Source organism: Streptomyces longisporus, assembly GCF_039532765.1.
Classification (GTDB): Bacteria; Actinomycetota; Actinomycetes; order Streptomycetales; family Streptomycetaceae; genus Streptomyces; species Streptomyces longisporus.
The window spans coordinates 216,922-236,864 of record NZ_BAAASG010000012.1; the positions used below are offsets into that span (position 1 = coordinate 216,922).

The window sequence follows — 19,943 nt, forward strand, 5'->3', positions numbered from 1 at the left end:
GACTCGATACATCACGACGATAGAACGGCCTTCCGGATGCGACAAGTGGGGAGACGGTGAACGGGATCACATCACTTATTCATCCGAGGCAAGTTGCCTGATTTGGGGTGAACTCTGGGGCTCAGTGGGTTTTGGCGGTGCGTAGTCTGTGCGGCATGCAAACCACCGGGAGCCGAGTGACGCCAGGGGGCGTCATCGCTCCCGGCGCGGTACGGGTGAATGCGGGATCGACCACATCCGTACTTCGGGGGGACCGGAAACCAGCCGCCGTTTCCAGGCGCGCAAAGGTGCGCCTGCCCGAGGAGTAGTCGTTCGATGAGCGAGCACCGTCGCAAACCGCCGCAGCCGCAGGGAGGCGGACGTGCCGCGGCCCGACGCGGCCAGTCCGGCTCGTCCTCCGGCCGCCGCGCGGCACCGCGAGGCGCAACCGGGTCCCCGGCCGATTACGGACTGGGCCAGGGGTCGACTGACGAGGAGCGGTCGTACGGCGGCCGCGCCGAAGCCCGCCGCGCGGCACAAAGAAGCGGAGGCGGCCGTCGCAGAGCGGCCGAGCCCGGCCGCGGAGGTCGACCCGGCGGCCCCAGCGGGCCGGGGCGAGGCAGAGGGCGAGCACCCGATCCCGGCAGGAAGCGCCTCATCGACTATCCGCGCGCGGGCAAGTACGGCGTGGCGCGCTGGATGCCGTCCTGGAAACTGGTGACGGGCCTTTTCATCGGCTTCATCGGAAGCCTGGTGGCCGTTGCGGGCATCGGGTACGCCATGGTGAGCGTCCCGAACGTCGCCGACACCGCGAAGGCGCAGAACAACGTCTTCTACTGGTCCGACGGCAGCGAGATGGTCGCTACGGGTGGTGAGACGAACCGGCAGATCGTCAACCTCTCGCAGATCCCCAAGGCAATGCAGTTCGCCGTCGTCTCGCAGGAGAACAAGACCTTCTACACCGACAGCGGCATCGACCCGAAGGGCATCGCCCGCGCCGTGTTCAACATGGCTCGGGGCGGCGAGACGCAGGGTGGTTCCACCATCACCCAGCAGTACGTCAAGAACGCGCGACTGGATGACCAGTCACAGACGATCACGCGTAAGTTCAAGGAGATCTTCATCTCCATAAAGGTGGGTGCCACGGTCTCGAAGGACGAGATCATGAAGGGCTACCTGAACTCCGCGTACTACGGGCGCAACGCCTACGGCATCCAGGCGGCCGCCCGCGCGTACTTCAACAAGGACTCCGTCGAGCTGAACCCGGGCGAGTGCGCGTTCCTGGCGGCGATGCTCAAGGGCGCCACGTACTACGACCCGGCGGGCGCCACTTCCATCGACCCGGCGGCCACGCCGGAGGCCAACAGCAAGCGTGCGCTGCGCCAGATGCAGAACACCCTCGACAAGATGGTCCAGTACCACCACCTGGACGCGGCGACCCGGGCGAAGTACACCACGCTTCCCAACGTGAAGAACCCGCGGTCGAACACCCAACTCGCCGGGCAGGTCGGCTACCTCGTGGACCTGGCGAAGGCGTATCTGATCAACAACACCAACATCACCGCAAACGACCTGCAGCGGGGTGGCTACTCGATCTACACGACCTTCGACAAGAAGAAGGTCAACGAGCTCGAGGCCTCGGTCAAGAACGTCCAGAAGGCCAACATCAAGCCCAAGGAACGTCCCAAGACGGACACACACGTCCAGTTCGGCGGCGCTTCCGTGGATCCGACGACCGGCGCCATCAAGGCCATCTACGGCGGTGAGGACGCGACCAAGCACTTCACCAACAACGCCGACGTCACGGGTGCCCAGGTCGGTTCGACGTTCAAGCCGTTCGTGCTGGCGGCGGCGATGAAGTGGGGGGTGCGGGACAAGAGCCTCGGCCCGGAGCAGGCGCAGGACGAGCGCACCCAGGTCTCCCCGAAGAGCCTGTACAGCGGCCAGAACAAGCTGAAGATCAAGGAGTACGACGGGTCGTTCTGGAAGAACGACAAGGGTGAGGAGTGGCTGCAGACCAACGACGGCAACGAGTCGTACGGCAGTCCGCCCAAGTACCAGATCGACTTGCGTGAGGCGATGCGGGAGTCGGTGAACTCCGCCTATGTGCAGCTCGGCATGGACGTCGGGCTGGACAAGGTGAAGGAGGCGGCCACCGACGCCGGCCTCAAGGACAACAGCCTGGCCGGTACCAGCTATCCGTCGTTCTCGATCGGTATCTCCGACCCGAGTGCGATCCGTATGGCGGGTGCTTACGCCACCTTCGCGGCCAGCGGCCAGCAGCGTGAACCGTTCTCCGTCACGAAGGTCACGAGCCAGGACGGCACGGTCTACACCCACACGGACCAGCCCCACGACGCGTTCACCCCGAAGGTCGCCGACAACGTCACTGACGTGCTCAAGACCGTGGTCGACAAGGGTACGGGTACCGCCGCCCAACTGCCCGGCCGACAGGTGGCCGGCAAGACGGGTACCACCGACGGCAACAAGTCCGCCTGGTTCGTGGGCTACACCCCCCAGCTGTCCACGTCGATCACGATGTTCCGCTACAACGACGACGAGTCGGAGAAGAACCGCACCTTCCTCGAGATGTATGGGACGGGCGGTCAGAAGAAGATCCACGGTGCGTCGTTCCCCGCCGAAATCTGGCACGACTACATGGCGGAGGCCTTGAAGGGGGAGCCGGCGAAGGACTTCCCGACGCCGGAACCCATCGGTGAGGTCATCAACGACGTGCCGAGCGCGTCCCCCGTTCCGACGCCCAGCCAGACACTGACCAGCCCGAGTCCGAGCCCGTCCCCCAGCGAGACGCTGACCAGTCCGTCGCCCTCGGCGAGCCAGTCCTGCAAGTTCGGCTGGCAGTGCACGAACACCGGCGGCACGGACACCGGCGGCACCGACGGAGGCGTGACCTCGTCGCCGACGGCCACGGACACGTCCGGGACCGGAAACAACAGAGGCAACGGCAACGGAGGGCTCTTCGGAGGCCCCGCCGGCTAGTCGCCACAGCACCCGACACGGGCGTTTCACGTGAAACACGTCGATGTTTCACGTGAAACAGGGGCCGCCGCACCTGAGTGGTTGCGGCGGCCCTCGGCATATACCTAGACACGTACGGCAGGATGTGCGGCATGGCCAGCGCAGAATCGACGCAAGCGAGCGTGCACGACCAGGACCCGGTGCGGCCGACCAAGGAGGACGAGGTCGCCGCGTCCGGCAGCGAGCTGATCGGCGGCCCCATTGGGCGACGTGCCCTGCTCGGGACGTCCTGGTGGACTCCGGTGCGGGTGGTCGCGCTCGTGGCGATCGGCATGTTCGCCCTCGGACTGATCCAGAAGGCGCCCTGCTACAACGGCGCCTGGTTCTTCGGCGCCAGCTCGCAGTACACGAAGGCGTGCTACTCGGATATTCCGCATCTGTATCAGGGGCGCGGTTTCGCCGACGGGCTCGTGCCGTACTTCGACAAGCTCTCCGGCGATATGCCGTACCTCGAGTACCCCGTGCTGACCGGCGTGTTCATGGAGGTTGCCTCCTGGCTCACGCCGGGCAGCGGCAGCATCCAGGACCAGGAGCAGTGGTACTGGATGGTCAACGCCGGGATGCTGATGGTGTGCGCGGCCGTGATCGCGGTCTGCGTGACCCGTACGCACGCCCGGCGTCCCTGGGACGGTCTGCTGGTCGCCCTGGCGCCCGCCTTCGCGCTGACCGCCACCATCAACTGGGACCTGCTGGCGGTCGCTCTGACGGCCGCGGCGATGCTGATGTGGTCCCGGAGCCGCCCACTCGCGTTCGGTGTCCTCCTGGGCCTTGCCACGGCGGCCAAGCTCTATCCCGTGTTCCTGCTGGGCCCGCTGCTCCTGCTGTGCTGGCGTGCAGGAAAGTGGCGGGACTTCGGCAAGGCCGTGGCAGGAACAGTCGTCGCCTGGTTCGTCGTGAACCTGCCGGTGATGCTCTTCGCCTGGGACGGCTGGTTGCAGTTCTACAAGTTCAGCCACGACCGGGGGGTGGACTTCGGGTCGTTCTGGCTGATCATGGCTCAGAACTCGACGGACCCGCTCAGCACAGACACCGTCAACAATCTGGCCACGGCGCTGGTGGCGCTGTGTTTCGTGGGTCTCGCCGTGCTCACCATGACGGCTCCGCGTCGCCCGCGCTTCGCCCAGCTCGCTTTCCTGATCGTCGCGGCGTTCATCCTCACCAACAAGGTCTACTCCCCGCAGTACGTCCTGTGGCTGGTCCCGCTCGCTGTGCTGGCCCGGCCGAAGTGGCGGGACTTCCTGATCTGGCAGGCGTGCGAGGTCGCGTACTTCCTCGGTATCTGGATGTATCTCGCGTACACGACCAGCGGGGACGCTCACAAAGGGCTGCCGCAGGACGGCTACCACTGGGCCATCGGCGTGCACCTGCTGGGGACGCTCTACCTGTGCGGTGTCGTCGTGCGCGACATCCTCATGCCGGAGCGGGACCCGGTGCGCCGGGCAGGCGACGACGACCCGTCAGGGGGTGTGCTCGACGGCGCGGAGGACGTCTTCGCTCTTGGCGCTGCGGCCCATCCGCCGCGGCATGCGGCCCACTTCGACGGGCCGCAGGTGGAGTGGGGCAGCCGTGGAGCGGCACCGTCCACGGACGGTTCGCTCTGAGCGAACAGACATCGGCGACGGTGGGTGCCTCGTAGAGGCCGCCTCACTCGATGCGCGAAAAGGCCGTACACGGAGCTCCGTGTACGGCCTTCCGGTTGGCTGACGCCTGTGCTCAGCGGTCGACGATGCGGTCGAACTGCGTGGTGGTGTGCCGCAGGTGGGCCACCAGTTCCTCGCCGACCTTCGGTTCCGGTGCGTCCGCCGGCACGAACAGAATGGAGACCTGCATGTGCGGCGGCTCCGCGAACCAGCGCTGCTTGCCGCCCCAGACGAACGGAGAAAGGTTCCGGTTCACCGTGGCGAGGCCGGCCCGGGCGACGCCCTTGGCACGCGGCATGACGCCGTGCAGCGCCTTCGGGGCCTCCAGACCCACCCCGTGCGACGTGCCGCCCGCCACGACCACCAGGAAGCCGTCGGAGGCGGCCTTCTGCTGGCGATAGCCGAAACGGTCCCCCTTGGAGACCCGCGTGACGTCCAGAACCGCGCCACGGTACTCGGTGGCCTCGTGGTCCCCCAGCCACAGCCGGGTGCCGATGCGGGCACGGAAGCGCGTCTGCGGGAACTGCTGCTGCAGCCGGTGGAGTTCGTCGGCCTTGAGGTGGCTGACGAACATCGTGTGCAGGGGCAGGCGGGCGGCACGCAGGTGGTCCATCCAGCCGATGACCTCCTCGACGGCGTCGGAGCCGTCCGTGCGGTCCAGCGGCAGGTGGATGGCGAAGCCCTCGAGGCGGACGTTCTCAATGGCGGCGTGCAGCTGCGGCAGGTCCTGGGCGCTGATGCCGTGCCGCTTCATCGAGGACATCACCTCGATGACCACACGGGCTCCTACGAGGCCGTACACGCCGTCCACCGACGACACCGAGCGGATGACCCGGTCGGGCAGCGGGACGGGCTCCTCGCCGCGCCGGTACGGCGTCAGCACCAGCAGGTCACCGCCGAAGAAGTCCTTGATGCGCGCGGCCTCGTACGTCGTGCCGACGGCGAGGACGTCCGAGCCCAGCCGCGTTGCCTCCTCCGCCAGCCGCTCGTGCCCGAAGCCGTAGCCGTTGCCCTTGCAGACCGGGACAAGGCCCGGGAACTGGTCCTGCACGTGCTTGTGGTGCGCACGCCAGCGCGCGGTGTCGACGTAGAGCGTGAGCGCCATGGCCGGACCTGGAACCTTTCTCGTGGCTGCGGTGTATCAGAGGTGTGGAAGCGAACGAAGCAGTCGTACGTATCGAAGCAAACAGCCGGGGCCGACCGGGCTCAGCGGCGCGACATGTAGATGTCGAGCGCCTTGTGGAGCAGCTTGTTGAGCGGGAAGTCCCACTCGCCGAGGTACTCGGCAGCCTGGCCGCCCGTGCCCACCTTGAACTGGATCAGGCCGAAGAGGTGGTCGGTCTCGTCCAGTGAGTCGGAGATGCCGCGCAGGTCGTAGACGGTCGCGCCGAGGGCGTATGCGTCGCGCAGCATCCGCCACTGCATCGCGTTCGAGGGCCGGACCTCACGGCCGATGTTGTCGGAGGCGCCGTAGGAGTACCAGACGTGCCCGCCGACGATCAGCATCGTCGCCGCCGACAGATTCACGCCGTTGTGCCGGGCGAAGTACAGCCGCATGCGGTTGGGGTCCTCGGTGTTGAGAGCCGTCCACATGCGCTGGAAGTACGACAGCGGGCGCGGCCGGAAATGGTCACGCACGGCCGTGATCTCGTACAGCCTCTGCCATTCCTCAAGGTCCTGGTAACCGCCCTGGACGACCTCGACGCCGGCCTTCTCGGCCTTCTTGATGTTGCGGCGCCACAGCTGGTTGAAGTTCTTGTGGACCTCTTCCAGGGAGCGGTTGGCCAGCGGCACCTGGAAGACATAGCGGGGCTGTACGTCGCCGAAGCCGGCCCCGCCGTCCTCGCCCTGCTGCCAGCCCATGCGGCGCAGCTTGTCGGCGACCTCGAAGGCGCGCGGCTCGATGAAGTCGGCCTCGATGTCACGCAGCCGCTTCACGTCCGGGCTCTGGATGCCCTGCTTGATGGAGCCGGCCTCCCAGCGTCGGATGATCACCGGCGGGCCCATCTTCACGGAGAAGGCACCCTGCTGCTTGAGGTGCGCGAGCATCGGTTCCAGCCACTCGGTCAGGTTCGGTGCGAACCAGTTGATGACCGGGCCCTCGGGCAGATACGCCAAGTAGCGCTTGATCTTGGGCAGTTGGCGGTAGAGGACGAGGCCCGCGCCGACCATCTCGCCGGTGCGCTCGTCGAACCAGCCGAGGCTCTCGGAGCGCCACTCCGCCTTGACATCGGCCCAGGCCGGAACCTGCATGTGGCTCGCCGAGGGCAGGCTCTGGATGTACGCCAGATGCTGCTCGCGGCTGATCGTCCTCAGGGTCAGGCTCATTCGGGGCGCTCCTCGGGCTGGTGTGTCCCCATGGGTACAGGGGCTCCGGCTCTCGCGCCGAAGCCTACTGCGCCTTGCGAGCGCCTCGACTGGGCGTACGGAACCTGCGCCCCGGCCTGTTGGCCGCCGGGGCGTTCAGTGGTGCTTTGTCTGGGGTTGGAGAGCCGGTGTCCCTGGCTTCAGCCGATGACCCCGCCGAAGAGGCCGCCGTGCGCCATGCCGAGGAAGAAGCCGACCGCCGAGGCTCCGAGACCCAGGATGAGTCCGAAGCGTTCGCGGGTCGTCTCCGAGATCCACTGGCCGTACGCACCGGTGAGGATCCCCACCAGGCCGGCCCAGGAGCTGAGCAGGTGCAGGTGGTGGAAGAAGCCGGTCACGAACGCCGTCACTCCGACCACCAGGGTCACCGCGAGCAGCGTGTCCTGGAGGGGGTGGGGCTTTCCGTCCGTGGCGAAAAGGCCTCCGACGGTGTTGGGTCGCAATGCCTGTGCCATAGGGCACCTCCTGCGGAAGACGGCGCATCGTAGCGCCATGCACACCCGATGTGTACAGATTGACGGTCCTCGGGGCCGGATTTCAACCGGAAGCGGGTGTGCAGGTAGTCTGTAGCGTCTGCACCGGTGTCTGCCCAGGCAGAGCCAGGGAACCGTCCAGGCCAGGCCGGGGATGTCGCTCGCGACCCCCGATTGTCAGTGGCGGCCGATACCGTTGCGTACGCATCACGACCCTCCTGCCACGGAACGACCGTGGCCGCTGAGTCCAAAGGAGGTGGGTTCCACATGCGTCACTACGAGGTGATGGTCATCCTCGACCCCGATCTGGAGGAGCGCGCTGTCGCCCCCCTGATCGAGAACTTCCTCACCGTCGTCCGTGAGGGCAACGGCAAGGTCGAGAAGGTCGACACCTGGGGCCGTCGTCGTCTCTCGTACGAGATCAAGAAGAAGCCCGAGGGCATCTACTCGGTCATCGACCTGCAGGCCGAGCCTGCGGTCGTCAAGGAGCTCGACCGCCAGATGAACCTGAACGAGTCGGTCCTCCGGACCAAGGTCCTCCGCCCCGAGACCCACTGAGCTCTCCGCTCAGCTGATCCCGGGATCCGAGTAGCAGCACCACAAAGCAGCCAGCAGCAAACCCGCCGAGAGGTTCCCCCATGGCAGGCGAGACCGTCATCACGGTCGTCGGCAATCTTGTCGACGACCCCGAGCTGCGCTTCACCCCTTCCGGTGCGGCGGTCGCGAAGTTCCGTGTCGCGTCCACCCCCCGCACCTTCGACCGTCAGACGAACGAGTGGAAGGACGGCGAAAGCCTGTTCCTGACCTGCTCGGTCTGGCGTCAGGCGGCGGAGAACGTCGCCGAGTCGCTCCAGCGAGGCATGCGCGTCATCGTGCAGGGCCGGCTGAAGCAGCGGTCCTACGAGGACCGTGAGGGCGTCAAGCGCACGGTCTACGAACTGGACGTCGAGGAAGTCGGCGCCAGCCTGCGCAATGCCACGGCCAAGGTCACCAAGACCGCCGGCCGCGGTGGGCAGGGTCAGGGCGGTTACGGCGGCGGTGGCGGCCAGGGTGGCGGCGGCTGGGGTGGAAACTCCGGCGGCGGCCAGCAGGGCGGCGGAGCTCCCGCCGACGACCCGTGGGCGACCGGCGCTCCCGCCGGTGGCAACCAGGGCGGCGGCGGTGGCGGCTGGGGTGGAAACTCCGGCGGCGGTGGCGGCGGCTACTCGGACGAGCCCCCCTTCTAGGCCTTTGGCCGGAGGGCGGGTCGTACCCAAACTTCTTGATCACACAGGAGAAACACCATGGCGAAGCCGCCTGTGCGCAAGCCTAAGAAGAAGGTCTGCGCTTTCTGCAAGGACAAGGTCACGTACGTGGACTACAAGGACACGAACATGCTGCGGAAGTTCATTTCCGACCGCGGCAAGATCCGTGCCCGCCGCGTGACCGGCAACTGCACGCAGCACCAGCGTGACGTCGCCACGGCCGTCAAGAACAGCCGTGAGATGGCGCTGCTGCCCTACACCTCCACCGCGCGATAAGGGAAGGGTGACCGAAACATGAAGATCATCCTCACCCACGAGGTCTCCGGCCTCGGTGCCGCGGGCGACGTCGTCGACGTCAAGGACGGTTACGCTCGCAACTACCTGATCCCGCGGAACTTCGCGATCCGCTGGACCAAGGGTGGCGAGAAGGACGTCGAGCAGATCCGTCGTGCTCGCAAGATCCACGAGATCCAGACGATCGAGCAGGCCAACCAGGTCAAGGCCCAGCTCGAGGGCGTCAAGGTCCGTCTGGCCGTTCGCTCCGGCGACGCCGGTCGTCTCTTCGGTTCCGTCACCCCGGCCGACATCGCCTCGGCGATCAAGGCCTCCGGTGGCCCCGAGGTCGACAAGCGTCGCATCGAGCTGAGCGCGCCGATCAAGACGCTGGGCGCTCACGAGACGTCGGTGCGTCTGCACCCCGAGGTTGCCGCCAAGGTCAACATCGAGGTTGTCGCGGCCTGACCGCCGCGCTCGGCTGAACAGCTGGGAGAAGGGGCGGCACCCATACAGGGTGCGGCCCCTTCTTCCTGCTCCGGTTCAATCCGGGACCGCCCATGTTTCACGTGAAACGCCGGTTTCACGTGAAACATGTCAGCGGGTGGCGCCTGTGACGATCCAGCGGCCCGAACGGGTCCGCAGCCAAAGGGTCAGCATGCGCACCGTCATCATCAGCGTCATCGCGGTCCACAGCGCGGTGAGGCCTCCGCCGAGTGCCGGGACCAGCAACGCCAAGGGGGCGAAGACAGCGAGGGTGAGCACCATGGCCCAGGCCAGATAGGGGCCGTCGCCGGCTCCCATCAGGACGCCGTCCAGGACAAAGACGACGCCGCAGATCGGCTGGGAGAGAGCCACTACGAGCAGGGCGGGCAGCGCGGCGTCCTTCACCACGGTGTCGCTGGTGAACAGTGGCAGGAACACCGGCCGGGCGACCACTACCAGGACACTGAGGACGACACCGACCGCGATTCCCCACTGCACCATGCGGCGGCAGGCCTCGCGAGCACCCCGGGTGTCCTCGGCACCCAGATAGCGTCCGATGATGGCCTGACCGGCGATGGCGATGGCATCGAGGGCGAAGGCGAGCAGGCTCCACAGGGACAGGATGATCTGGTGGGCAGCCATGTCGGCGTCGCCGAGGCGGGCGGCGACGGCTGTGGCGATCATCAGGATCGCTCGCAGTGACAGCGTGCGGACCAGGAGGGGAACGCCGGCTTGGGCGGAGGCCCGTATCCCCGCTGCGTCGGGACGCAGCGAGGCGCTGTGTCTGCGGGCTCCGCGGACGACCACGGTGAGGTAGACGGCTGCCATGCCGCACTGCGCCATGACGGTTCCCCAGGCGGAGCCGGCGATGCCGAGGCCCGCGCCGTAGACGAGGCCGGCGTTGAGGGCGCCGTTGGCGACGAAGCCGGCGATGGCGACGCGGAGCGGTGTCCTGGTGTCCTGCAGCCCGCGCAGCACACCGGTTGCAGCGAGAACGACGAGCATCGCCGGGATGCCGAGAGACGAGATGCGCAGATAGGTGGTCGCGTAGGGGGCCGCACTGTCCGAGGCCCCGAAGAGTTCTACAAGGGCCGGTGCCGTGGGCAGCACGGCGGCGATGACGGCGGCGCCGAGCAGAAACGCCAGCCAGATGCCGTCCATGCCCTGCCGGATGGCGGCCTGGAGATCGCCGGCGCCGACCCGTCGGGCCACGGCCGCGGTGGTCGCGTACGCAAGGAAGACGAAGATGCTGACTGCTGTCGTGAGGAGGGCCGAAGCGACGCCCAGGCCGGCGAGTTGTGCCGTTCCGAGGTGACCGACGATTGCGCTGTCGGCCATGACGAAGAGGGGCTCGGCGACGAGTGCACCGAAGGCCGGGACGGCGAGCGCGACGATCTCTCGATCGTGCTGTCGCCGGGTGACCCTGGGGGTCGCAGGAGCCTGTGTCATGAGCACCAATCTAATCGTCCACAGGTAAGAGATGCAAAGCTTTTGCACCCCTTACTTCACTTCAGGCTGCATGGTCTTTCGTGCGCCGTTCGAAGCGATCTTGGCCCGACTGGGGAAGTTTTTCTTCTGCACAGCCGGTGGATGGGAAAAGTGCAGGTCAAGGCGGTCGTGGCGGAAGAGGCTGTTGCTTGTTCACAAGGCTGTCCACCGTGTCGTGCACAGGTTTTGCAGAGTTCTCCACAGCATCCGGGCCGTCGTCCACATGGCCTGTGGATAACCAGATTGGCTGACGGTGCCCGCAGGCCTACCGTGGTCCGGCGCCCACTCCGTTCGTCGGCAGGGAAACCAGCCCAAAACCGACGTGCACCAACCGGAGTTGGGCCTCTCATTTGTCAGTGCCGTGCCGTAGAACAGAGGGCATGGCTAGGTCCGCCCGGCGGCGGACGGGAGGAGGTGGCTCGGTGAGTATTTCCGAGCCCTTGGACGATCCCTGGGCCGACAGCGGTCCAAGCGATCGCCTGCCTGCCTCCCGCCGACGCGGCGACGGGGGCCGGGGCCGTGACGAGCAGCACGACCGTGGCCGGGACAGCGGCGCATGGGACGGCGGAGGTACGTCCTTCGAGCGAGTGCCGCCCCAGGATCTCGATGCCGAGCAGTCCGTCCTCGGCGGCATGCTCCTGTCCAAGGACGCCATCGCCGACGTCGTGGAGATTCTCAAAGGCCACGACTTCTACAAGCCGGCACACGAGACGATCTTCCAGGCGATTCTCGACGTCTACGCCAAGGGCGAGCCGGCCGACCCCATCACGATCGCCGCCGAACTCACCAAGCGCGGTGAGATCAACAAGGTCGGTGGCGCATCGTATCTGCACACGCTCGTGCAGACCGTGCCGACTGCGGCCAACGCCGAGTACTACGCGGAGATCGTCCACGAGCGTGCGGTCCTGCGTCGTCTGGTCGAGGCCGGCACCCGCATCACCCAGATGGGATACGCGGCCGACGACGACGTCGACGAGATCGTCAACCGCGCCCAGGCCGAGATCTATGCGGTCACCGAGCAGCGCACCAGCGAGGACTATCTGCCGCTCGGCGACATCATGGAGGGCGCTCTCGACGAGATCGAGGCGATCGGCTCCCGCAGTGGCGAGATGACCGGTGTGCCCACGGGCTTCACCGACTTCGACTCGCTGACCAACGGCCTGCACCCGGGGCAGATGATCGTCATCGCCGCCCGTCCCGCGATGGGCAAGTCCACGCTCGCGCTGGACTTCGCCCGGGCCGCGTCGATCAAGCACAACCTTCCGAGCGTCATCTTCTCCCTCGAAATGGGGCGCAACGAGATCGCGATGCGTCTGTTGTCCGCCGAGGCCCGTGTGGCCCTGCACCACATGCGCTCGGGCACGATGACCGACGAGGACTGGACGCGGCTGGCCCGCCGGATGCCGGACGTCTCGGCCGCGCCGCTGTTCATCGACGACTCCCCGAACCTGTCGATGATGGAGATCCGCGCCAAGTGCCGCCGTCTCAAGCAGCGCAACGACATCAGACTGGTCGTCATCGACTACCTCCAGCTGATGCAGTCCGGGGGCTCCAAGCGTGCCGAGAACCGACAGCAGGAGGTCTCGGACATGTCCCGTAACCTCAAGCTCCTCGCCAAGGAACTGGAGATTCCGGTCATCGCGCTGTCCCAGCTGAACCGTGGCCCCGAGCAGCGCACGGACAAGAAGCCGATGGTCTCCGACCTGCGTGAGTCCGGCTCCATCGAGCAGGACGCCGACATGGTCATCCTGCTGCACCGCGAGGACGCCTACGAGAAGGAGTCACCGCGTGCGGGCGAGGCCGACCTGATCGTGGCCAAGCACCGCAACGGCCCGACGGCGACGATCACGGTCGCCTTCCAGGGCCACTACTCGCGGTTCGTGGACATGGCGCAGACCTGATCAGACAGATCCCCGTCCCGGACAAATGAACTCGACGGCCGAGTGTCCCGCGGGATGGACTTGGGCCATGACAACACCTCAGGAAGAGCTGCTCCCCGGTACGCGTCGGGCCCTGCTGCACCGGATCGCTGTGGCGCAGTCCGAAGGACGTGCCCCGTCGCTGGTTGCGGCGGTCGTGAGGGGTGGGCGGCCCGTGTGGCACGGTGCGCGTACCTCGGTGGACGGGCATGGTCCGGACGAGACCGTGCAGTACCGCATCGGTTCGATCACCAAGACCTTCACCGCGGTTCTGGTGCTCCGGTTGCGCGATGAGGGCCTGCTCGATCTCGGTGACCCCCTGGAGAAGCATCTGCCGGGAACTGGTGCGGGGGAGGCCACCATCGCCGACCTCCTCGCCCATACGGGCGGGTTGGCGGCGGAGTCGCCCGCCCCGTGGTGGGAGCGCACGCCGGGATCCCTGCGCCCCGAACTCTCCGACGTTCTGGGAGAGCAGCCGCTCCTGCATCCGGTGGGCCGCCGCTTCCATTACTCCAATCCCGGCTACACCGTGCTGGGGGCGCTGGTCGAGAAGCTGCGTGCAGCACCGTGGGAAGAGGTACTTCGGCGTGAAGTGCTCGAACCTCTGGGCCTCGACCGTACGAGTGGTCACCCGCAGGCTCCCCATGCGGGTGGATGGGCCGTGCACCCCTGGGCCGATGTCATGCTGCCCGAACCCGCCGAGGACCTCGGGCGGATGGCTCCTGCGGGTCAACTCTGGTCCACCACGGGTGACTTGGCGCGCTTTGCTGCCTTCCTGGCTCAGGGTGACGACCGAGTACTGAGCGCCGAGACCGTGAGGGAGATGCGGACGCCCGCTGCGCCGGCCGAAGCGGTGGATGTCGTGGACGGAGCCGCCTACGGGCTGGGGCTGCAGATCCAGCACCGGCACGGCCGGCTGCTCGTGGGGCACTCAGGGTCGCTGCCGGGGTTTCTGGCGAACCTCACACTCAGTGTCGAGGACGACGTCGCTGCTGTGGTGCTGGCCAACTGTACGTCCGGCCCGCTGCTGTCCACTGTCGGAGCCGATCTCGTGCGCATCGTTGCCGAGGCCGAGCCCCGCATTCCGGAGCCCTGGCGGCCGCTGCCCGAAGTCGAAGCATCGTTGCTGGAGTTGGCGGGGCCGTGGTACTGGGGAACGCATGCGTTCGCCCTGCGACTGGCGGCCGGGGGTGTCTCACTGGAGCCGCTGTCGGGAAGCGGTCGCCGCTCGCGTTTCAGGGCGAACGGCGACGGTACGTGGACCGGACTGGAGGGCTACTACGCCGGAGAGCTCCTGAAGGCCGTACGGCGCCCGGACGGGACCCTGAGCCATCTGGACCTCGGGTCGTTCGTGTTCACGCGTCAGCCGTACGACGAGGAGGCTTCCGTGCCCGGTGGGGTGGATCCGGACGGCTGGCGGGGGATCGGCTAGACGCAAGGGTCCCGAGACACGCTGTTTCACGTGAAACGCGACCCTTCATGCACGGCCTCACAGGTGGAGCTTGAAGCCCACGTGTGAGGCCGTGAAGCCGAGCCGCTCGTAGAAGCGGTGGGCGTCGCTGCGGGTGTTGTCGGAAGTCAGCTGCACCAACTGGCAGCCCTGTCGCCGGGATTCGTCGATCGCCCACTCGATGAGCTGTGCGCCCAGGCCGCTGCCGCGCTCGTCGGCGTGGATGCGGACTCCCTCGATGATCGATCTGACGGCGCCGCGTCGCGACAGACCGGGGATGACCGTGAGCTGGAGTGTGCCGACGACGCGGCCCTCACGAACGGCGACGACCAGGTGCTGGTTCGGGTCGGACGCAAGACGTTCCAGTGCGGCCAGGTACGGGGCCAGGTCGTCCGGTGACTCGCGCTGGGCGCCCAGAGGGTCGTCGGCGAGCATCGCGACGATCGCGGTCACGTCGTCCGCCGTAGCGGGCCTTATTTCAAGATCTCCCATGCCCCGCACCTTACGCACCGGCACCCCGAAGGCGGGCTCAGCCCGCAGCCACCGTCAGCGGAGCAAATCGTCTGGTCCAGTCGCCGGGCAGTTCCAGGATCCCGTAGGTCATGACCGTGTTGAAAGCGACGGACGCCAGCCCCCGCTCCTTCACCCACGCCAGCAGCTCTTCGTGCCGTACGTCGATGTCCGTGCGCAGGGGGCGGTCGGTGTGGGCGGCGAGAGAGGCGATGAGCGCCTTTGCCGTCTCCGTGTCCCTGGCAATCAGGGGACCCACGACATGGGTCTCCATGTTGGGCCAGGCGGCCGCGTAGCCGATGAGCCGGCCGTCCTCCTCGGCGACGTGCAGTCGGTCGGCGAAGGCGGGCAGCCGCGTGATGACGGGTGTGCGGTCGGCGCCGAACACCTCCTCGTCGAGCCGGAGGATCGAAGGGAGGTCCTCGGCGGTGGCCGCCCGTGTGACCACCTCGGGCTCGGGCCCGCGGGGCATGAAATGCCCGCGCACCATCTCGGCCCGGCCGGTGGCCTTGAAGCCGAGTTCCTCGTAGAGCGGACGGCCGTTCGCAGTCGCGTGCAGCGTCAGAGGGGTCGTGCCCATGGCCGAGACGATGTGTCGCATCAGGTGGCGTCCGATGCCTCGGCGGGCATGCCGTTCGGCGACCAGCACCATGCCGATGGCCGCGAGAGCGGGGTGGTGCTGCGGCCCGTACTCGGTGACGACGCAGGCGCTGACGAGGCCACCGTCGGGGTCGTCGATGCCGTATCCCTTCCCGGCTGTGAGGAGCAGGCCCCACTTGTGCTCCTCGCGTGGCCACCCCCGGTCTTCGGACAGGTCGGCGCAGGCGGTGAGATCGCGAAGCGTCAGACGGCGGACGGCAAGAGGCGGGAGAGAAGGAGTCGGCACGCAGGTCAGGCTGTCCGACGGCTGCCCTCGACGTCCACTTCTTTCCGGTGAGAAGCAGGAGCTTTTGGCCATGTCACGGGCAAGTGCGCAGGGTGCCGACAACCCTTCGGTGTTTCACGTGAAACTCGGGCGAACGCCGGGTATCACGCTCCCTCCGGAGGAGCACGCCACAGGTCCCGTTAGCCTCGGGTCCCATGCCAAGACTTCACCTCTTCGATCTCGACGGCACGCTGCTGCAGGGCACTTCGGCGCCCGTGGAGATCTCGCGGCAGCTGGGGCTGGAAGCCGAGACGGTAGCGCTCGATCAGGCGATCTCGGCGGGACTGATAGGCCCGCCGGAATATGCGGCGCAGGTGTACGAGCTGTGGACGGAACTCACCGAGATGCATGTGTCGGCTGCCTTCGAAGGTGCCCCGTGGCTGGAGCGCATCCGGGAGGTCTGGAAGGAGATCCGGCAGGTGGGTGACTACTGTGCCGTCGTATCGCTCTCGCCCTCCTTCTTCGTGGAGCGGCTCATCGGGTGGGGCGCCCACGCGGCGTTCGGGTCCCGTTTTCCCGCCGTTCCGTTCACCGAGCCCGTCGATCCGTCCGGAGTTCTCACTGCCGCGGCCAAGGTCGAGATCGCCGACCGACTCTGCGGTCAGTTCGGCGTTGCCCGGGAGGACTGCATCGCGTACGGCGACTCGCTGTCGGACACGGAGCTGTTCGCTGCGGTGCCGGTCTCGGTGGCGGTCAATGCGGACCGTCATCTGTCCGGTCTTGCGACACACTCGTACTTGGGAGGGGATCTGTGGGAAGCCTATGAATTGGTGCGTCACGTCCGGTAATTGAAGGAATTGCTGGTTCGCGCGCTCTCCCCTTCGTGGGGGAGGAAGGGGGGACTTGTGATCGGAGCGTTGGCCGGTATGGTCGACTCCGGTTCGCTGCGGGGCGAGACGTACACATCCTGTGCGGACCGAGGGCAGGGCGATGCAGCGTAACGGGACGGAGAGATCGAAGACCCGCATTTGCGGTTATGCGGCCGGAGTGTCCATGCGGGATGGGATGCTGCGGTGAGAGCACTGCGGTCAATGTCACACTCTCGCCTTACTTGTCCGTACAGCACGTGAATCCGGGTTGAATGTGGCCGCATTGGCCGCGGCATGAAACGGGGAAAGCAAGCCGTCTGCGGGGGAAAAGGCACCTTCCGACCGAGGAAGTGCGCAGACCGACCGAAAGATGTTCGAGGCGAGGCACACCATGGACGCTCCGACCACCGCGTCGGCCGACAACGGCACATCCGGCGGCGGGAGCGGCGGCTGGTTCACGCCGCGCAAGCAGCCGGCGGAGGACGCGCCGCAGTCGGCCCCACCCGCCGAACCCGCTCCGGAGGCTGCTGCCCCACAGCCCTCGGCTGCACAGTCCCTCTCGGCAGAGCCCTCTTCCCCCGAGGCACTCCCCGCCGACCTGCGCGTGCCCACCCAGCGCTCCACCGCGCTCGCAGCGCAGCCGCAGGAGCCCGCCGTTCAATCCGGCGCCCAGAGCGCGTCACCGGATGCCCTGCTCATCCGTCGGACCATGGCCGAGGTGGCGCCGATCGCCGACAAGGTCACCTCGTACTTCTACGCGCTGCTCTTCGTCCGACACCCCGATCTGCGGTCGCTGTTCCCGGCCGCGATGGACACCCAGCGCGACCGGCTGCTCAAGGCGCTGCTGACCGCGGCCGAGCACATCGACAACACCGAGGTCCTCGTCGCGTATCTGCGAAATCTCGGCCGTGGTCACCGCAAGTACGGCACCAGGGCCGAGCACTACCCGGCCGTGGGCGAGTGCCTCATCGGCGCGCTGAGCAGGTACGCCTCCGGTAGCTGGGACGCGGAGACGGAGGCGGCCTGGGTCCGGGCGTACACGACCATCTCGCAGGTCATGATCGACGCAGCGGCCGCGGACGAACTGCGTGCCCCGGCCTGGTGGTACGCCGAGATCGTCGCGCACGACCTCAGGACCCCGGACGTGGCGGTCGTCACGGTCCGTCCCGATCAGCCCTATCCGTTCCTCGCCGGACAGTACACGAGCCTGGAGACGCCGTGGTGGCCGCGGATCTGGCGGCATTACTCCTTCGCTTCGGCACCCCGCTCCGACGGTCTGATGTCGTTCCATGTGAAGGCCGTCCCCGCGGGCTGGGTCTCCAACGCGCTGGTGCACCGCGCCCGCCCCGGCGACGTCATCCGCCTCGGCCCGCCGACCGGTTCGATGACGGTCGACCACACCACCGACAGCGGATTGCTGTGCCTGGGCGGCGGCACCGGCATAGCACCCATCAAGGCACTGGTGGAGGACGTCGCCGAGCACGGCGAACGGCGGACGGTCGAGGTGTTCTACGGCGCCCGCACCGACCACGACCTCTACGACATCGACACGATGCTCAGGCTCCAGCAGTCCCACCCGTGGCTCTCGGTCCGTGCGGTCATCGACCAGCAGGCCCATCTCCAGCTCCCGGACGCCATACGCGAGTACGGGCCGTGGAACGAGTTCGACGCCTATCTCTCGGGCCCGCCCGGAATGATCCGCAGCGGGGTGGACGCACTGAGGAACATCGGCATCCCGTCGGAGCGCATACGGCACGACTCGGTGGAGGAGCTCGTCGCCATCGGAGACTGATCCGGCGCCGGGGATCAGCCCAGGTCCGGCGCGTGCATGGCGCGCACGCCCTCGATGTTCCCGTCCAGGTAGTGCCGCAGGGACAGCGGTACGAGATGCACGGAGGCGATCCCGACGCGGGTGAACGGCACCCGCACGATCTCGTACTCGCCGGCGGGCTCGTCCACCTCGGGGCCGTGCCGCAGGGATGTGTCCATCGACTCCAGCCGGCACACGAAGAAGTGCTGCACCTTCACGCCGGTCGCGCCGCCGTCCTCGCCGATGTGTTCCACGGTGTCGACGAAGCAGGGCACCACGTCGGTGATCTTGGCGCCGAGCTCCTCGTACACCTCTCGGTGCAGGGCGTCGACGACGGTCGTGTCGCCGGGCTCGACGCCGCCACCGGGAGTGATCCAGTAGGGATCGACACCGGGCTTGGTGCGCTTGATCAGGATCAGGTTGTCGCCGTCCAGGAGAACGGCACGTGCGGTGCGCTTGACCACGGGTCGGACGGTCATGGGAGAAATGTGGCCCGGTTGGTTCCACGTGAAACATCGCGGGATGTCACCGGTCGAGCTCACCCCGTGACTACCGCAAAAGTGCTGGTCAGCACCAGTCGGCGGCCGCTCGCAGCAGCCATTCGTGAGCCCGCGCGATGTGCGGCATCGCGAGGGTGCCGGTGCGGACCACGAGGAAGTACGTGCGCAGCGGCGGCACCGCGGGTTCGTGGAGGGCAACGATCTCACCGCGCTCCAGGGCGTCCCTGCACAGATAGCGGGGCAGTACCGCGAGCCCTGCGCCCGCGACGGCGCAGGCCAGGACCGCCCGCAGGTCGGGAACGATGACGGTGCCCGGTGCCGCAGGGCGGGAGTCGAAGACGGAGGCCCAGTAGCGGGAGACGAAGGGCAGCGACTCGTGCACTTCGATCACGGGGACGTCCTCCAGGGCGGGCGCTCCCATGCGGCGCGGCTTTCCGGGGCCTATCCGCTCGGCCCACGTCGGGGTGGCGACAAGGACGTGCTCTTCGTCGCAGAGTGGAGTCGCCGTGAGCAGGGCACCGCGTGGGCGGGCCGTACAGATGGCCAGATCGTGATGTCCGGCGGCGAGTCCCTCCAGGGCTTCCTCGGCGTTCCCGAAGGAGGCGCGCAGCGCGAAGCCCTGGCCGTCCTCACCGGTCAGCTCCGTGAGGGCGGGCAGTGCCCGTTCCGCTGTGAACTCCGGAGGGCCGGCGAGATGCAAGGTCCGTAAGGAGGACTCGTCGTCGAGGCCGGTCTCGGCGATCTCCACCAGGGCGTCGAGATGTGGAGCGGCCTTGTGGGCGAGTTCGTCCCCGATGGTCGTAGGGGTCACTCCGCGGGCCTGCCGCAGGAACAGGGGGCGGCCAAGTTGTCGCTCCAGCGTGCGGATCTGCGAGGTCACGGCTGGTTGCGACAGGCCGAGCAGGGCGGCGGCGCGGGTGAAGGAGCCGGCCCGGTGCACGGTCACGAAAGTGCGCAGCAAGGCCAGATCCATGGTTCGCCCTCTCCAGTTCCCTGCCCTTCTCCCGGCCCTCAGGCAGGGCCCAACTATA

The 19,943-nt window shown here is 67.5% G+C and carries 18 protein-coding genes; 10 read left to right on the top strand and 8 right to left on the bottom strand.

Annotation, left to right across the window (positions count from 1 at the left end):
• The first annotated feature begins 315 nt into the window (after window positions 1-315).
• Together ABD355_RS26670 and ABD355_RS26675 are read left to right on the top strand one after the other, a co-directional pair.
• Window positions 316-2,979 carry a transglycosylase domain-containing protein gene (locus ABD355_RS26670; protein WP_344403203.1) on the top strand — a complete coding sequence of 888 codons (2,664 nt, stop codon included), beginning with the start codon at window positions 316-318 and terminating at the stop codon, window positions 2,977-2,979.
• 131 nt (window positions 2,980-3,110) lie between these two features.
• Window positions 3,111-4,619: a glycosyltransferase family 87 protein gene (locus ABD355_RS26675; protein WP_344403204.1), complete on the top strand. Its 1,509-nt coding sequence runs from the start codon at window positions 3,111-3,113 to the stop codon at window positions 4,617-4,619.
• A 112-nt stretch (window positions 4,620-4,731) separates the two neighbouring features.
• On the opposite strand, the gene ABD355_RS26680 is transcribed toward ABD355_RS26675, so the two are convergent.
• The 3 genes from ABD355_RS26680 to ABD355_RS26690 form a co-directional block, all read right to left on the bottom strand.
• A complete protein-coding gene (locus ABD355_RS26680) occupies window positions 4,732-5,763 on the bottom strand; it encodes an alanine racemase (protein WP_344403205.1) in 1,032 nt (343 codons plus the stop codon).
• Window positions 5,764-5,864: 101 nt separating this feature from the next.
• Window positions 5,865-6,986 carry a peptidoglycan bridge formation glycyltransferase FemX gene (gene femX / locus ABD355_RS26685; RefSeq protein ID WP_115907084.1) on the bottom strand — a complete coding sequence of 374 codons (1,122 nt, stop codon included), beginning with the start codon at window positions 6,984-6,986 and terminating at the stop codon, window positions 5,865-5,867.
• Window positions 6,987-7,165: 179 nt separating this feature from the next.
• Entirely contained in the window at window positions 7,166-7,480 is a 315-nt protein-coding gene (locus ABD355_RS26690; RefSeq protein WP_115907085.1) for a hypothetical protein, read from the bottom strand.
• Between the two features lie 285 nt (window positions 7,481-7,765).
• Between ABD355_RS26690 and rpsF the strand changes: the two genes are divergently transcribed.
• From rpsF to rplI, 4 genes are all read left to right on the top strand, one after another.
• Complete coding sequence (gene rpsF, locus ABD355_RS26695) at window positions 7,766-8,056, top strand: 30S ribosomal protein S6 (protein ID WP_115907086.1); 291 nt, start codon at window positions 7,766-7,768, stop codon at window positions 8,054-8,056.
• 80 nt (window positions 8,057-8,136) lie between these two features.
• A complete protein-coding gene (locus tag ABD355_RS26700; protein WP_344403207.1) occupies window positions 8,137-8,724 on the top strand; it encodes a single-stranded DNA-binding protein in 588 nt (195 codons plus the stop codon).
• Between the two features lie 57 nt (window positions 8,725-8,781).
• Window positions 8,782-9,018 carry a 30S ribosomal protein S18 gene (rpsR, locus tag ABD355_RS26705; RefSeq protein ID WP_003949403.1) on the top strand — a complete coding sequence of 79 codons (237 nt, stop codon included), beginning with the start codon at window positions 8,782-8,784 and terminating at the stop codon, window positions 9,016-9,018.
• A gap of 18 nt (window positions 9,019-9,036) precedes the next feature.
• A complete protein-coding gene (rplI, locus tag ABD355_RS26710; protein WP_344403208.1) occupies window positions 9,037-9,483 on the top strand; it encodes a 50S ribosomal protein L9 in 447 nt (148 codons plus the stop codon).
• 129 nt (window positions 9,484-9,612) lie between these two features.
• Here rplI and ABD355_RS26715 read toward each other — a convergent pair whose 3' ends face one another.
• Complete coding sequence (locus ABD355_RS26715; protein WP_344403209.1) at window positions 9,613-10,950, bottom strand: MATE family efflux transporter; 1,338 nt, start codon at window positions 10,948-10,950, stop codon at window positions 9,613-9,615.
• Window positions 10,951-11,411: 461 nt separating this feature from the next.
• On the opposite strand from ABD355_RS26715, the gene dnaB reads away from it, so the two are divergent.
• Together dnaB and ABD355_RS26725 are read left to right on the top strand one after the other, a co-directional pair.
• Window positions 11,412-12,890 carry a replicative DNA helicase gene (gene dnaB, locus ABD355_RS26720; protein WP_344403210.1) on the top strand — a complete coding sequence of 493 codons (1,479 nt, stop codon included), beginning with the start codon at window positions 11,412-11,414 and terminating at the stop codon, window positions 12,888-12,890.
• A gap of 67 nt (window positions 12,891-12,957) precedes the next feature.
• Entirely contained in the window at window positions 12,958-14,340 is a 1,383-nt protein-coding gene (locus ABD355_RS26725) for a serine hydrolase domain-containing protein (RefSeq protein ID WP_344403211.1), read from the top strand.
• 57 nt (window positions 14,341-14,397) lie between these two features.
• Here the strand turns inward: ABD355_RS26725 and ABD355_RS26730 are convergent, their stop codons facing one another.
• Together ABD355_RS26730 and ABD355_RS26735 are read right to left on the bottom strand one after the other, a co-directional pair.
• A complete protein-coding gene (locus tag ABD355_RS26730; protein WP_344403213.1) occupies window positions 14,398-14,850 on the bottom strand; it encodes a GNAT family N-acetyltransferase in 453 nt (150 codons plus the stop codon).
• Between the two features lie 37 nt (window positions 14,851-14,887).
• Window positions 14,888-15,754: a GNAT family N-acetyltransferase gene (locus ABD355_RS26735; RefSeq protein WP_344403215.1), complete on the bottom strand. Its 867-nt coding sequence runs from the start codon at window positions 15,752-15,754 to the stop codon at window positions 14,888-14,890.
• A 194-nt stretch (window positions 15,755-15,948) separates the two neighbouring features.
• On the opposite strand from ABD355_RS26735, the gene ABD355_RS26740 reads away from it, so the two are divergent.
• Together ABD355_RS26740 and ABD355_RS26745 are read left to right on the top strand one after the other, a co-directional pair.
• On the top strand, window positions 15,949-16,581 hold the full coding sequence (locus tag ABD355_RS26740) for an HAD family hydrolase (RefSeq protein WP_344403216.1): 633 nt from the start codon (window positions 15,949-15,951) through the stop codon (window positions 16,579-16,581).
• Window positions 16,582-16,972: 391 nt separating this feature from the next.
• Window positions 16,973-18,394 (top strand): globin domain-containing protein, encoded by a 1,422-nt coding sequence (locus ABD355_RS26745; protein ID WP_344403217.1) that lies wholly within the window; start codon window positions 16,973-16,975, stop codon window positions 18,392-18,394.
• Between the two features lie 14 nt (window positions 18,395-18,408).
• On the opposite strand, the gene ABD355_RS26750 is transcribed toward ABD355_RS26745, so the two are convergent.
• A complete protein-coding gene (locus tag ABD355_RS26750; RefSeq protein WP_344403218.1) occupies window positions 18,409-18,891 on the bottom strand; it encodes an NUDIX domain-containing protein in 483 nt (160 codons plus the stop codon).
• 88 nt (window positions 18,892-18,979) lie between these two features.
• Window positions 18,980-19,885 (bottom strand): LysR family transcriptional regulator, encoded by a 906-nt coding sequence (locus ABD355_RS26755; RefSeq protein WP_344403219.1) that lies wholly within the window; start codon window positions 19,883-19,885, stop codon window positions 18,980-18,982.
• Window positions 19,886-19,943 lie beyond the last annotated feature (58 nt).